At 51.4% G+C, this 13421-nt stretch carries 15 protein-coding genes and 2 pseudogenes; 4 read left to right on the top strand and 13 right to left on the bottom strand.

The window, feature by feature from the left end:
- Window positions 1–16: 16 nt before the first annotated feature.
- The 3 genes and pseudogenes from ACD630_RS15195 to ACD630_RS15185 all read right to left on the bottom strand — a co-directional run.
- Window positions 17–154, bottom strand: a complete 138-nt coding sequence (locus ACD630_RS15195; protein WP_430360072.1) for a transposase — start codon at window positions 152–154, stop codon at window positions 17–19.
- A gap of 25 nt (window positions 155–179) precedes the next feature.
- Entirely contained in the window at window positions 180–545 is a 366-nt protein-coding gene (locus ACD630_RS15190) for an IS630 transposase-related protein (RefSeq protein ID WP_430358312.1), read from the bottom strand.
- A 36-nt stretch (window positions 546–581) separates the two neighbouring features.
- A pseudogene (locus ACD630_RS15185) lies at window positions 582–776 on the bottom strand (transposase); the annotation flags it as partial.
- 257 nt (window positions 777–1033) lie between these two features.
- Here ACD630_RS15185 and hrpA point away from each other — a divergent pair.
- The gene (gene hrpA, locus ACD630_RS15180) at window positions 1034–4921 is read left to right on the top strand and encodes an ATP-dependent RNA helicase HrpA (protein ID WP_430359548.1); all 3888 of its coding nucleotides are present in this window, start codon (window positions 1034–1036) and stop codon (window positions 4919–4921) included.
- Window positions 4922–5201: 280 nt separating this feature from the next.
- On the opposite strand, the gene ACD630_RS15175 is transcribed toward hrpA, so the two are convergent.
- The 9 genes from ACD630_RS15175 to ACD630_RS15135 form a co-directional block, all read right to left on the bottom strand.
- A complete protein-coding gene (locus ACD630_RS15175; RefSeq protein ID WP_430359547.1) occupies window positions 5202–5327 on the bottom strand; it encodes a hypothetical protein in 126 nt (41 codons plus the stop codon).
- 82 nt (window positions 5328–5409) lie between these two features.
- A complete protein-coding gene (locus tag ACD630_RS15170) occupies window positions 5410–5814 on the bottom strand; it encodes an EAL domain-containing protein (RefSeq protein WP_430359546.1) in 405 nt (134 codons plus the stop codon).
- On the bottom strand, window positions 5739–6209 hold the full coding sequence (locus ACD630_RS15165; protein ID WP_430360070.1) for an IS630 family transposase: 471 nt from the start codon (window positions 6207–6209) through the stop codon (window positions 5739–5741). Before ACD630_RS15165 ends, ACD630_RS15170 begins: the two co-directional genes overlap by 76 nt.
- A 104-nt stretch (window positions 6210–6313) precedes the next feature.
- Entirely contained in the window at window positions 6314–6562 is a 249-nt protein-coding gene (locus ACD630_RS15160; protein WP_430359488.1) for an IS630 transposase-related protein, read from the bottom strand.
- An 81-nt stretch (window positions 6563–6643) separates the two neighbouring features.
- Window positions 6644–7345 carry a tRNA (adenosine(37)-N6)-threonylcarbamoyltransferase complex dimerization subunit type 1 TsaB gene (tsaB, locus tag ACD630_RS15155; RefSeq protein ID WP_430359545.1) on the bottom strand — a complete coding sequence of 234 codons (702 nt, stop codon included), beginning with the start codon at window positions 7343–7345 and terminating at the stop codon, window positions 6644–6646.
- 73 nt (window positions 7346–7418) lie between these two features.
- Complete coding sequence (locus ACD630_RS15150; protein WP_430359544.1) at window positions 7419–9344, bottom strand: ATP-dependent DNA helicase; 1926 nt, start codon at window positions 9342–9344, stop codon at window positions 7419–7421.
- A 69-nt stretch (window positions 9345–9413) separates the two neighbouring features.
- On the bottom strand, window positions 9414–9539 hold the full coding sequence (locus ACD630_RS15145; protein WP_430359543.1) for a hypothetical protein: 126 nt from the start codon (window positions 9537–9539) through the stop codon (window positions 9414–9416).
- A gap of 105 nt (window positions 9540–9644) precedes the next feature.
- On the bottom strand, window positions 9645–9800 hold the full coding sequence (locus ACD630_RS15140; RefSeq protein WP_430359542.1) for a hypothetical protein: 156 nt from the start codon (window positions 9798–9800) through the stop codon (window positions 9645–9647).
- Window positions 9725–10546, bottom strand: a complete 822-nt coding sequence (locus tag ACD630_RS15135) for an IS630 family transposase (protein ID WP_430359541.1) — start codon at window positions 10544–10546, stop codon at window positions 9725–9727. Before ACD630_RS15135 ends, ACD630_RS15140 begins: the two co-directional genes overlap by 76 nt.
- Before the next feature lie 32 nt (window positions 10547–10578).
- Between ACD630_RS15135 and ACD630_RS15130 the strand changes: the two are divergent.
- Window positions 10579–10860 (top strand): annotated as a pseudogene (locus ACD630_RS15130) (RidA family protein); the annotation flags it as partial.
- A 40-nt stretch (window positions 10861–10900) separates the two neighbouring features.
- On the opposite strand, the gene ACD630_RS15125 reads toward ACD630_RS15130, so the two are convergent.
- Window positions 10901–11083 (bottom strand): YoaH family protein, encoded by a 183-nt coding sequence (locus ACD630_RS15125; protein ID WP_430359540.1) that lies wholly within the window; start codon window positions 11081–11083, stop codon window positions 10901–10903.
- A 166-nt stretch (window positions 11084–11249) separates the two neighbouring features.
- Here ACD630_RS15125 and pabB point away from each other — a divergent pair, with 166 nt between their 5' ends.
- Both pabB and ACD630_RS15115 read left to right on the top strand, forming a co-directional pair.
- Window positions 11250–12584 carry an aminodeoxychorismate synthase component 1 gene (pabB, locus tag ACD630_RS15120; protein ID WP_430360069.1) on the top strand — a complete coding sequence of 445 codons (1335 nt, stop codon included), beginning with the start codon at window positions 11250–11252 and terminating at the stop codon, window positions 12582–12584.
- Window positions 12581–13198 (top strand): CoA pyrophosphatase, encoded by a 618-nt coding sequence (locus ACD630_RS15115; protein ID WP_430359539.1) that lies wholly within the window; start codon window positions 12581–12583, stop codon window positions 13196–13198. Before pabB ends, ACD630_RS15115 begins: the two co-directional genes overlap by 4 nt.
- Window positions 13199–13421: the final 223 nt, after the last annotated feature.

Here is a 13421-nt window from a genome sequence, read left to right as displayed (position 1 = left end):
GCATTTACACAAAATCTTAAACAGGCTCTAATAAAGCGCCGATAACATTTGTTCTTCCCTTGGCTCCCCCGTTCTTCAGGCCAAAACACCGTTGACCTTTTGGGGAATAGCCGTGAGTCCGTGGGGTATCGTGTGGAAAACCACTTTCATCAATAAAAACAATAGATTTACCTTCTTTTTCATACTGTTGTATTTTTTGTTGAAATGCTTGCCGGGCGCTTTCGTCGGCTTTCGGATGACGTAGAGTTTTTTTTATAGGTCAATCCCAGCTTTTTAAGAGCTTGCCAAATGGCCTTCTGACAAACGCCAAAACGCTCTGCACGTTCTTTTTGGTAAGCATCTGGATATGGTTCAACATCTTTTATCAACTCGGATTTATCGCTCTTTCGCTGACGCGTGGTCGATGCTTTTGACGCTATTTGATTAATCCAACGCGATACAGAGGCAGGGCCAATCCGAAATTGCTTTGCTGTTTCTCGGATACTCAACCCTTCTTCTTCCCGTGTAGATATCACTTTACGTCTAAAATCAATTGAATAGCTCATTTAAATGATGTAATCAAAATTAAGTCGTTTATCTATATAAACGGTTTTCCATGGGCCGTAACGTTCAGGTAAATCACGCCATGGTGCGCCTGAACGCAGTATCCAGAACATGCCGTTGAAGATTTTTCGATGTTCTGCCCACGACAGACCGGCCCGCGGAGATGTCAAAACGGTTGGCAACAAGGGCTCAATGATGGCCCATGCTTCATCAGAAAGATCGTAGCGAGCCATAATCAAAAGTGTCGTAGAAACAGATGGATACTATAACTCAAGCAATTAAGGGACACAGCCTAGCATCTTATGCAGTATACCAACAGGTTGAAAGTGTAATATTTCGAGGGCATTGTTCGATTTTATTGAACAAGAGAAAAAAGGCACGGTGATAACACTCGCGCCGGCATGTGATAACATGCCCGCCGAATGATAAAACGCAGGCACAGAGGCAGCCTGCATAGCGCTTGCGGGATATACGTTTGAGGAACAGGATTGTGACATCACCCCTTACACCATTGTCATCTCAGTTGGATGAGCTCATGTTGCGCGACAGGTTACGCCTCCAACGCCGTTTACAGGGGGCGGCGAAAGTACGTAACCCACAGGCGCAAGCCGCTATTGCGCAGGAACTCAGTGTAGAGATCGCTGCGGCGCAAACGCGCGTTGCGCAGCGTCGGGCCAGTTGTCCGGCCATCAACTACCCGCCCGCGCTGCCGGTAAGTCAGAAGCGTGACGAGATTTTGCGCGCGGTGCGCGATAATCAGGTGGTGATCGTTGCCGGTGAAACCGGCTCAGGCAAAACTACCCAGTTGCCGAAGATCTGCCTGGAATTGGGACGCGGTGTCAGAGGCATGATCGGCCATACCCAGCCGCGTCGTCTGGCTGCACGTGCCGTGGCCGATCGCATTGCGGCCGAATTGGACACACCGCTGGGCGGTTGCGTCGGTTATAAAGTGCGTTTTAACGATCAGGTGGGGGAAACTTCACTGGTGAAGCTGATGACCGACGGTATCTTGCTGGCGGAGATTCAGCAAGATCGGTTATTGATGCAGTATGACACCATCATTATCGATGAGGCACATGAACGTAGCCTGAATATCGATTTCATATTGGGCTACTTGCGCCAGCTGTTGCCAAAACGCCCCGACCTCAATGTCATTATCACGTCAGCAACCATTGATCCTGAGCGCTTTTCGCGCCATTTCGGCAATGCCCCGATCGTGGAAGTGTCAGCGCGTACCTACCCGGTGGAAGTACGCTATCGTCCGGTGGTTGAAGAGGCTGATGACAGCGATCGCGATCAATTACAGGCGATTTTCGATGCCGTTGATGAACTGAGTCGCGAAGGGCCGGGGGATATTCTGGTGTTTTTGAGCGGCGAGCGGGAGATTCGAGATACCGCTGATGCGCTCAACAAGTTGGACTTGCCACACACTGAGGTGGTACCGCTTTATGCGCGCTTATCCAATCAGGAACAGAACCGTGTTTTCCAATCCCACGCCGGGCGGCGTATTGTGCTGGCCACCAACGTGGCGGAAACCTCACTCACGGTGCCCGGTATTCGTTATGTGATTGACCCTGGCACGGCGCGCATCAGTCGCTACACCTACCGCACCAAGGTTCAGCGCTTGCCGATCGAAGCCATTTCGCAGGCGTCTGCCAATCAGCGTAAAGGGCGCTGTGGCCGCGTAGCTGCCGGGGTTTGTATTCGGCTCTATTCTGAACCCGATTTCTTGTCGCGTCCTGAATTTACCGACCCGGAAATCTTGCGTACCAATCTGGCTTCGGTCATTTTGCAGATGACATCTCTTGGGTTGGGCGATATCGCCGCGTTTCCGTTTGTGGAAGCGCCGGATAACCGTAACATTCAGGACGGTGTGCGTCTGCTGGAAGAGTTGGGAGCGATCACTACCGCTGAGAACGGTCACTACCGCTTGACGACGTCAGGACGGCAGTTGGCCCAGTTGCCTATCGATCCACGCCTGGCTCGCATGGTGCTGGAGGCGAGTAAAACCCGCTGCGTGCGTGAAGTGATGGTGATAACCGCCGCGCTGTCGATTCAGGATCCGCGTGAACGCCCACTGGACAAAAAACAGGCGTCCGATGAAAAACATCGGCGCTTTGTCGATAAATCCTCCGATTTCCTCACATTGGTCAACCTCTGGAACTACCTGCGTGAGCAGCAGCAGGCACTCTCCTCCAGCCAGTTCCGTAAACAGTGCCGCAGTGACTACTTGAGCTACCTGCGCGTGCGCGAGTGGCAGGATATTTATACCCAACTGCGCCAAGTGGTGAAGACCCTGGGTATCCCGGTTAACAGCGAACCAGCTGACTATCTCAGCGTTCATTGCGCCCTGTTGACCGGCATGCTTTCCCATATCGGTCAGAAAGATGTAGAAAAGCAGGAGTTTACCGGTGCGCGCAATGCACGTTTTGCGCTGTTCCCCGGTTCTGCGCTGTTTAAAAAGCCGCCTAAATGGGTAATGGTAGCGGAACTGGTGGAAACCAGTCGCTTGTGGGGACGCATGACGGCCCGCCTTGAACCGGAGTGGATTGAACCGGTTGCACAGCACCTGATTAAGCGTAGCTACAGCGAGCCGCACTGGGAAAAAGCGCAGGGCGTAGTGATGGCGTTGGAGAAAGTCACGCTGTATGGCTTGCCGATTGTGGCCGCGCGTAAGGTTAACTACAGCCAGATTGATCCGGTACTAGGGCGCGAACTGTTTATCCGCCATGCGCTGGTGGAAGGGGATTGGCAAACGCGGCACTCGTTCTTCCGCTCCAACCTCAAACTGCTGGCGGAAGTGGAAGATCTCGAGCACAAATCGCGACGTCGCGACATTCTGGTCGATGACGACACGCTGTTTGCGTTTTACGATCAGCGTATCCCGCACGAGGTTATCTCAGCCCGTCACTTTGATAACTGGTGGAAAGCTGCCAGCCGCGCAGACACAGACCTGCTCAACTTCGAAAAGAGCATGTTAATCAAAGATGGTTCGGAAAAGGTCAGTGCCTTGGATTACCCCAATTTCTGGCATCAGGGGGCGATTAAACTGCGTTTATCCTATCAGTTTGAGCCCGCTGCCGATGCGGATGGGGTCACGGTGCATATTCCGCTGCCGATTCTCAATCAAGTGCGTGAGGACGGGTTTGAATGGCAAATTCCCGGTCTGCGTGAAGACCTGATCATTGCCTTAATCAAGTCCTTGCCCAAACCGTTACGACGCAATTTTGTGCCGGCACCTAACTATGCACAAGCCTTTCTCGGGCGTGCCACGCCGTTGGAACGGGGACTGCTGGAATCGCTGGAGCGTGAACTGCGCTTGATGACTGGTGTGACTGTGCCGCGTGAAGAGTGGCAATGGGAACAGGTGCCCAATCATCTGAAAATGACGTTTCGCGTAATCGATGAAAAAAATCATACGTTACGCGAAGGCAAAGATCTGGCGGCGCTGAAAACCCAGCTTAAAGAGAAAGTGCAGCAGACCTTATCTGCCGTTGCCGATGATGGGCTGGAGCAACAGGGACTGCATATTTGGAGCTTTGGCACCCTTCCGGAACGCTATGAGCAGAAGCGCGGCGGTTACTCGGTGAAGGCTTACCCGGCACTGGTGGATGAGAAAGAGAGCGTCACAATCCGGGTATTTGATACGTCGGAACAACAGCGGCACGCGATGCGCCACGGCCTGCGTCGTTTGCTTTTGCTTAATATCCCGTCCCCCATCAAATATCTGCATGAAAAGCTGCCGAATAAAGCCAAGTTGGTGCTCTATTTCAACCCCTATGGAAAAGTGCTGGATCTGATCGATGATTGCATCGCCTGCTGCGTTGATAAACTGGTGGCACAAGCAGGGGGCGTGGTATGGGAGGAAGCTGCGTTCCAGCAATTGCATGAAAAGGTGCGCGCTGATCTGAACGAAACCGTTGTTGATATCGCCAAGCAGGTGGAGCAGATCCTGACCACTGTTTTCGCTATCAATAAACGTCTGAAGGGCCGGGTTGATATGGCGCTGGCGTTGGCGTTAAGCGATATCAAAGCACAGCTGAGTGGCTTGGTTTATCGCGGCTTTGTCACCGATGTCGGCTGGCAGCGACTGCCCGATGTGTTGCGCTATTTGCAGGCGATTGAGCACCGACTAGAAAAATTGGCACAGTATGTTCACCGCGACGGGGCGCAGATGCTGAAGCTGGAGCAGGTGCAGCAAGCATGGCAGCAGTGGTGGCATAAGGTGCCTGAAGCGCAGCGCGATGATGACAATGTGAAAAATATTCGCTGGATGATTGAAGAGCTACGCGTCAGCTATTTTGCCCAGCAGCTGGGCACACCCTATCCCATTTCGGATAAACGGATACTGCAAGCCATGGAGCAGATTGTGCTGTAAGCGTCGGCGGCGTATTGTGAAGCAAAAATGCGGGCGGAGCGGAAACGGTTCGCCTGCTTTTTTATGTCCGCTGTTTTAGCAAAGAGGGGCGTTGTGTAAGTGATACGCAGTGGTAAACACGACGTGGTACTAGGAGAAAGGGAATCGTCGGTAGGTGATATAGCGACGGAGGATTACGATTTTATGCTGGCATCGTGTAACTCTAACCCCTGCGCAAAATTGTCGGCCATCAACGGGCGCGAGAAATAATAGCCCTAGCCCTGATCGCAATTGTACTGCCCTAAATAGTCGAGCGTTTCCTCATCTTCAATCCCTTCTGCCAGCACCAGATATAGCCAACCGACTTAAAAATGATTACAACAGATACCGTGATATGCGGCAAAAAAGCATAGTTGGCTGTTATCAAAATAATGTCGCTTGGCTATAATTCAATTTATGCAGCATCTCAATGGTGTGCTGCACGATAATGCGGCTGCTCTTATCCGTCTTCATATCCTTATATCCTTGATTAGCGACTTATCTAGTTTGATCACGTGGGCTGGCATATTTTTCAGGTAGTTAAGGTTGCTGTAACCGGTTCCAAAGTCATCCAAGGAGATCATGAATCCTTGGTCTTTCAGTTTTTTAATGGTGGAGAGTGCGGCGGAGTTTTCGACTATTTTCTGCGTTTCAAGGCATTCAAATTCAATATCGTGGATGCTGAGTTCATTGGTTCGTAGGATGCGTTGTAAACGTTCAATCAAATCTTCTTCGGCGAAGTTGGTAACGGTGACGTTAACCGAGACGGAAATGTTATAGCTAAGCGACTTAATTTTGATTACACCATATGGACTGAGAACAAAATCTCTGTATCGCAACCACTCTCTCTTTTTTTGCTTTTTGCTTGTGCCCATTTATGCTCAATGGGGTTAAGATCTGGCGAATATGTAGGCAAATACTCCACCATATACCCTGCATCGATGATGACTTGTTGAATATTATGTTTTTTGTGAAAAGTTGCATTGTCCATCACGATTACCCTGTTTTTAGGGAGTACGGGGATAAGGACTTGTGTGACCCAGGAATAGAAAACATCGCTGTTAATATTGATATCAAATAATCCGATAGCAAACAGCGTTGTGCCTAATAAAGCGCCGATAACATTTGTTCTTTCCTTTGCTCCCCCGTTCTTCAGCCCAAAACACCGTTGACCTTTTGGGGAATAGCCGTGAGTCCGTGGGGTATCGTGTGGAAAACCACTTTCATCAATAAAAACAATAGGTTTACCTTCTTTTTCATACTGTTGTATTTTTTGTTGAAATGCTTGCCGGGCGCTTTTGTCGGCTTTCGGATGACATAGAGTTTTTTTTTATAGGTCAATCCCAGCTTTTTAAGAGCTTGCCAAATGGCCTTCTAACAAACGCCAAAATGCTCTGCACGTTCTTTTTGGTAAGCATCTGGATATTGCTCAACATCTTTTATCAACTCGGATTTATCGCTCTTTCGCTGACGCGTGGTCGATGCTTTTGACGCTATTTGATTAATCCAACGCGATACAGAGGCAGGGCCAATCCGAAATTGCTTCGCTGTTTCTCGGATACTCAACCCTTCTTCTTCCCGTGTAGATATCACTTTACGTCTAAAATCAATTGAATAGCTCATTTAAATAATGTAATCAAAATTAAGTCGTTTAGCTATACCTACTCATTAGAGTAGGCAGTAATGCAATAAGTTGCGCGGTTATCAGGTGCGACCGGGTAATTTTTTCCAGGTGACATTGTTGCGCAGATAACGCGGCAAGGCATCGGCGACGGCGACCGCGTTACCTGACTGCCACTGATGGCAGGCCAGCGGCAGCATATCCTGCGCCTGTGGCAACAGCATATCGCCCGGCGTCAGAGCGATCTCCGCGTGGGCAGCCAGTGTCGGATACGTCTCCCATCCGGTTCCAACGGTCGCCCACTCACCACGCAGTGATAAGGTACGCTCCAGTACCTGCTGTGGCGTCAGCACAGCTTCATGTTCGTCGCCCTGCCAGTTGCCGTCAACATCACGCTGATACTCGGCCCAATAGACCTCTCCCATTCTGGCGTCAATCGCCGCCAGAACGCGCGTTGCACCTGTGCGACGCAAGGCCCCCTGCGCCATCGTGGCGAGCGTGGAGATACCCAGAATCGGCAAATCTGCGCCTAACGCCAGCCCCTGAGCAATACCAATACCGATTCGTACACCGGTAAAACTGCCGGGACCTTGACCAAATGCCAGCGCATCCAGACTGTTCAACGCCACACCGGTTTCAGCCAGCACCTGTTGCACCATCGGCAACACGCGTTGGGTATGCTTACGTGGACATACTTCATACAGGGAGAAAACTTGACCATCATTCCAGAGTGCAACGGAACAGGCTTCCGTCGCAGTATCGAGCGCTAAAATTCGCGTAGACATGCCGACCTCAGGCAGTGAAACAAAAATAACGTGGTGTAGCATAGCACACCGCGAATGGAATCACTTCGAGGCATCACACCGCCTCGGTGCGGGAAAGAAAACGGATCGCTTGAGTCAGATCGCGCGTGCGAGCAGCGGGCGGCAGGCTTTGCAGAAAGGTTTTGCCGTAAGGACGCATCACCAGACGGTTATCGCAGATAACGATAACGCCGCGATCGTCCACATCACGAATCAAACGCCCCACCCCTTGTTTCAGGGTGATGACCGCATCGGGCAGTTGTACTTCGTCAAACGGATCGCCGCCGCGCAGGCGGCAATCTTCGATACGCGCTTTCAGCAGCGGGTCATCTGGCGAGGTAAACGGCAGTTTATCGATAATCACACAAGAGAGCGCATCACCGTGCACATCCACCCCTTCCCAGAAGCTGCTGGTCGCCACCAGCAACGCATTCCCCGCAGAGACAAACTGCGCTAACAGTTGTGCCTTGCTGGTTTCGCCCTGAAGCAACACGGGCAATGTCAGTGAGGCACGGAACTCTGCGGCCAGATCGAGCATCATTTGATGCGAAGTACACAACATAAAGCAACGCCCGCGATTCGCCTCGATGAGAGGACGCAGCTGAGTGGCCAACCGTTGTGCAGCACCCCGTTGCTGCAATTCTGGCAGAAAACGTGGCACGCAAAGCAGCGTCTGCTGCGCATAATCAAACGGGCTCGGCAGCAACATAGATTGCGCATGGTCCAATCCCAGGCGCTCGGTAAAATGCTCGACCCGGTCGTTAACCGACAGCGTCGCCGAGGTAAAGATCCATGCGGCCTTCTTCTCTTGCATCAGTTCACGAAAACGGTCCGCCACGGAGAGCGGTGTCAGCGCCAACACAAAATGCCGCGCATTGCATTCATACCAATAGCTGTAACCGGCCTGTTGCACATCATGTAGCAGTTTGAGACGGGCGCGATACAGGGTCGCGCGTTCAAAGGCAGCATCCAGCAGCGCCGAGCGCCCGAGCGACAGTTTGGCAACGTCATAGCAGAGTTCAAGCGCATCATCGAGCAACAGCAGCGCGCGTTGCAACGAGGGTTGAGCCAACACATCACGCAGGTTGCCGCGAAAACCGGGCTCCCCCAGTGCCAGCCGAAAATCCTGTGTGCTTTGTGATAAGCGATCGGCGGATTTTTGCAGTTGAGCCGCATCGCGCACTTCGGTGCGATACGCGATAATAATATCTTTCGCCAGATCGAGCAATTGACGGCTGGTGAGTTGCTGACCAAAGTAGTGACTGGCGATATCGGGGATCTGATGTGCTTCATCGAAAATAACCACATCACTATCCGGGATAAGCTCAGCAAATCCGCTCTCTTTGACCACCATATCGGCCAGATAGAGGTGATGGTTAACCACCACAACATCGGATTCCATCGCCTTACGCCGCGCTTTGACCACGAAGCATTCTTTATAATGCGGGCAATCGCTCCCCAGACAGTTGTCATTGGTGCTTGTGACTAACGGCCACACCGCACTATCCTCCGCCACGTCGGTGCAGGTACTGATGTCACCATCTACCGTGGCCGATGACCATCCCCGCAAACGTACTAGTTCGCTCAGCGCTTCACCGCTCAAATCGCCGCCAGCCAGTGATTGTTGCTCCAGCCGCTCGATACACAGATAGTTCGATCGGCCTTTGAGTAACGCGACCTGCCCGGTGTAACCCAAGGCGGTGGCGATGCGCGGTAAATCACGTGAAAAAAGCTGGTCCTGAAGGGCTTTCGAACCGGTGGAGACAATGACCTTGCGTTCAGAACGCAGCGCCGGAACCAGATAGGCATAGGTTTTGCCGGTCCCGGTGCCCGCTTCCACCACCAGTGCGTGTTGTTCGACGATGGCACGCTCTACCGCAGCAGCCATATCACGCTGAGGTTCACGTGGGTTAAAACCGTCAATGGCTCGCGCCAAGGTGCCTTCGGGAGAAAAATCGTCCTGTACGAAATGTTTTGTCACACACGCTCTCTATTTGTCACTGCACAATTACCACAACCAAAACCGGAAAGGATGCGGTGAAGTTATTGTTCAATTATAGCCAAGCGACATTATTTTGATAACAATTAGCTGTATTTTTTGCCACATATCAGGGCATTGGCTGTAATCATTTTTAAGTCGGTTGGCTATATGCCCTGTGTCTGCCCCGGTAGCCACCCTGCATCGCGATCGCATCGCCTCACCCCACAGAATCATGGTAGGCTGCAAAATGATTTTTATCTTTTAGGATTGATGCAGGGAGACAAACAATGACAGACATTATCAGAATTCAACCAGAAGCCCGCTGGTCCGATGCCGTAATTCATAACAGCAACCTTTATAGCCAAGCGACTTAATTTTGATTACACCATATGAACTGAGAACAAAATCTCTGTATCGCAACCACTCTCTCTTTTTTTGCTTTTTGCTTGTGCCCATTTATGCTCAATGGGGTTAAGATCTGGCGAATATGTAGGCAAATACTCCACCATATACCCTGCATCGATGATGACTTGTTGAATATTATGTTTTTTGTGAAAAGTTGCATTGTCCATCACGATTATCCTGTTTTTAGGGAGTACTGGGATAAGGACTTGTGTGACCCAGGAATAGAAAACATCGCTGTTAATATTGATATCAAATAATCCGATAGCAAACAGCGTTGTGCCTAATAACGCGCCGATAACATTTGTTCTTCCCTTGGCTCCCCCGTTCTTCAGCCCAAAACACCGTTGACCTTTTGGGGAATAGCCGTGAGTCCGTGGGGTATCGTGTGGAAAACCACTTTCATCAATAAAAACAATAGGTTTACCTTCTTTTTCATACTGTTGTATTTTTTGTTGAAATGCTTGCCGGGCGCTTTTGTCGGCTTTCGGATGACGTAGCGTTTTTTTATAGGTTAATCCCAGCTTTTTAAGAGCTTGCCAAATGGCCTTCTGACAAACACCAAAACGCTCTGCACGTTCTTTTTGGTAAGCATCTGGATATGGTTCAACATCTTTTATCAACTCGGATTTATCGCTCTTTCGCTGACGCGTGGTCGATGCTTTTGACGCTATTTGATTAATCCAACGCGATACAGAGGCAGGGCCAATCCGAAATTGCTTCGCTGTTTCTCGGATATTCAACCCTTCTTCTTCCCGTGTAGATATCACTTTACCTCTAAAATCAATTGAATAGCTCATTTAAATAATGTAATCAAAATTAAGTCGTTTAGCTATACTACACCAGCGTGCCGGAGAATCTGGATGCCGATGCTCAGGCGCAAACCGAAAGCACCTTGGCACAGCTTGATACCATCCTGACTCAGAATAGTTCAGACAAAACACGTCTGCTGGATGTGACGATTTTCCTTGCTGACGCAGCAGACTTTAGCGCCATGAATGCCGCTTGGGATGCTTGGGTGGTGGCAGGCCAGGCGCCGGTACGCTGTACCGTAGAAGCGCGTCTGATGAACCCGAAATATAAAGTGGAAATCAAGGCCATCGCCGCGCTGTAGTGCATTCTGAAAGTCGTCCGCTCAGCGCCTGCATTAGGGATTATTCATCTTCTTCGTCACATTTATCATAAGTGACCATGTCACTTCTATGTTGCCGCCGTAAGTCAGCGGCAACCAGCGCGATGGCCTCTCCACTGCTCATACCTTGCACCATCAGTGATTGAATACGTTCAACCGCGTCTTGCTGCTGAGAGTGGGTTAAGGGGGGCATATCATTAAACATTCAGTCAGCTTCCTTATACGCCGTGGGCGAATTGTGCTAGGCTAACGCACTGGCGTAGCCTATAAGCACGCATCATAACGCTAACAACGATATTAATTAGCACCTGCACGATGACATAACACCGATGGATTCTTGTTTACCTGATTTTCATAGACTGCCTTATCAGCTGGATGCCCTGCTGCATCTGTTTGCCCGATTCTCTCATCAGCCATGGGCCATGCTGCTGCACTCCGGTTTTGCCGATCACCAGCACAACCGTTTCGATATCATGGTGGCCGACCCGGTAGCAACGTTAACCACTCAGGGCGATGAGACGCTCATCACGCGCGCGGACGGCACAGAGCGCTCCGCACAAGATCCCTTCTTGTTGGTACGCCAGACAATGATGCTGGCCGGGATCACCGCACACACGCATCCCGATATGCCTTTTCAGGGCGGTGCACTCGGCTTGTTTGGTTACGATCTCGGACGACGCGTCGAAACGCTTCCATCACAGGCAAAGCAAGATATCCACCTACCGGACATGGCAGTGGGCATCTACGACTGGTCTCTGATCGCCGACCACCAGCAGCAGACGCTTACGCTGGTGACCTATGGTAACCATGAAGCGCGGCTGGCCTGGCTATCCGCACCGCCAAATGTGGCTTCTCTTGGCGATTTCCAACTGACTACCCCGTGGCAGTCCAATATTACACGGGATGAGTACGGCATCCGCTTCCAACACATTCAAGCTTATCTGCGCGCGGGAGATTGCTATCAGGTCAACCTAGCACAGCGCTTCAGCGCAGGTTATCGCGGTGATGAATGGCAGGCTTTTCTCTCGCTCTCTGATGCCAATCGAGCCCCGTTTTCTGCGTTTATCCGCTTGCCGGAGCATTGCGTCATCAGCGTATCGCCAGAGCGTTTCTTGCAGTTACAAAATCAGCGCATTGAAACGCGCCCCATCAAGGGGACACTGCCACGCGCTACCGATCCACAGGAAGATGCGCGCCGCGCCACGGCGCTTGCTGCCTCGCAGAAAGATCGCGCAGAGAATTTAATGATTGTCGACCTGCTGCGTAATGATATTGGCCGCGTTGCCGTACCCGGCAGCGTGCGGGTGCCTGCGCTGTTTCACGTTGAGCCGTTTCCAGCGGTGCACCATCTGGTCAGCACCATTGAGGCAAGGCTACCGGAAAACAGCCATGCCACGGATTTGCTGCGCGCCTGTTTTCCCGGTGGCTCCATCACCGGTGCGCCCAAAATTCGCGCCATGGAGATTATCGAAGAGCTGGAACCGCACCGCCGCAACGCCTATTGTGGCAGCATTGGCTATATCAGCGTCTGTGGCACCATGGATACCAGCATTACTATTCGCACGCTGATTGCAGAACAGGGACAGCTTCACTGCTGGGCGGGCGGGGGTATCGTGGCAGACAGCCAGGAGCAAGCGGAATATCAGGAAACCCTGGATAAACTGGGCCGAATTCTTCCTCTACTAAACGCGGCGCACAGGTTATGAGTACAGTAATTGAGCCAGTTACCTTTCCATTCCCCCCGCTGACTGACGACTTGTCGAACTTCGTCACGCGCTTTCAGTTGCAGCGTGCACATCAGGCCAAACCGGTGCGCCAAGTGCGTAAAGCGGCTGTGCTGGTGCCGATTGTGTGCCACACCGATGCTCCGACGCTATTACTGACCCGGCGCGCCAGCACACTGCGCAAGCATGCCGGGCAAGTTGCCTTCCCCGGAGGGGCCGCAGACAGTAGCGACGCCAGCTTGATCGCTACGGCATTGCGCGAAGCCCAAGAGGAAGTGTCTATTGCTCCTGAGGTTGTGACGGTGTTAGGCACCCTGACGCCACTGGACAGTGTCAGCGGCTTTCAGGTCACGCCCGTGGTTGGGCTGTTACCGGCCAATATTCACGTTGCGCCCAATGCTGATGAGGTGGCAGAACTGTTTGAAATGCCGTTGACCGATGCGTTTTCGCTGGCGCGCTACTATCCGCTGGATATTGAGCGACAGCACCAAACGCACCGCGTTTATCTTTCCTGGTATCGGCAACAGTTTGTCTGGGGGCTGACTGCCGCCATCATTCGCCATCTTGCTCTTCACGTCTCCGCCTCAACCGACTGAAATGTAGCATTTTATTCTGATTATTCCCTGTGCGGACATTAACCATACATAAGTATGGGTATTTCTATTCCCCTGATTATCCTTGTCAAACGCAAGTGTGATGCGGATCTGCTATAAGTTATCTTCACCTGGTGCATAAGTTTTTTTCATGTGAAAAGCCCACTCCTGCCATATAAACCCCACTACAATAGCGCGATCCAAGGAGTATTATTCTAAATCTGCG

It is taken from the genome of Symbiopectobacterium sp. RP, from assembly GCF_050472005.1.
Classification (GTDB): domain Bacteria; phylum Pseudomonadota; class Gammaproteobacteria; order Enterobacterales; family Enterobacteriaceae; genus Symbiopectobacterium.
Note: the sequence above shows the minus strand (reverse complement) of the source record. Positions and strands in the feature narration are given on the sequence as shown.

Excerpts from the sequence above, each read along its gene's own strand:
- ACD630_RS15190 (WP_430358312.1), bottom strand. The coding sequence starts at position 545 with ATGAGCTATTCAATTGATTTTAGACGTAAAGTGATATCTACACGGGAA.
- ACD630_RS15170 (WP_430359546.1), bottom strand. The coding sequence starts at position 5,814 with ATGGGCACAAGCAAAAAGCAAAAAAAGAGAGAGTGGTTGCGATACAGA.
- ACD630_RS15160 (WP_430359488.1), bottom strand. The coding sequence starts at position 6,562 with ATGAGCTATTCAATTGATTTTAGACGTAAAGTGATATCTACACGGGAA.
- tsaB (WP_430359545.1), bottom strand. The coding sequence starts at position 7,345 with ATGTCTACGCGAATTTTAGCGCTCGATACTGCGACGGAAGCCTGTTCC.
- ACD630_RS15140 (WP_430359542.1), bottom strand. The coding sequence starts at position 9,800 with ATGGGCACAAGCAAAAAGCAAAAAAAGAGAGAGTGGTTGCGATACAGA.
- ACD630_RS15135 (WP_430359541.1), bottom strand. The coding sequence starts at position 10,546 with ATGAGCTATTCAATTGATTTTAGAGGTAAAGTGATATCTACACGGGAA.
- ACD630_RS15125 (WP_430359540.1), bottom strand. The coding sequence starts at position 11,083 with ATGTTTAATGATATGCCCCCCTTAACCCACTCTCAGCAGCAAGACGCG.
- ACD630_RS15115 (WP_430359539.1), top strand. The coding sequence starts at position 12,581 with ATGAGTACAGTAATTGAGCCAGTTACCTTTCCATTCCCCCCGCTGACT.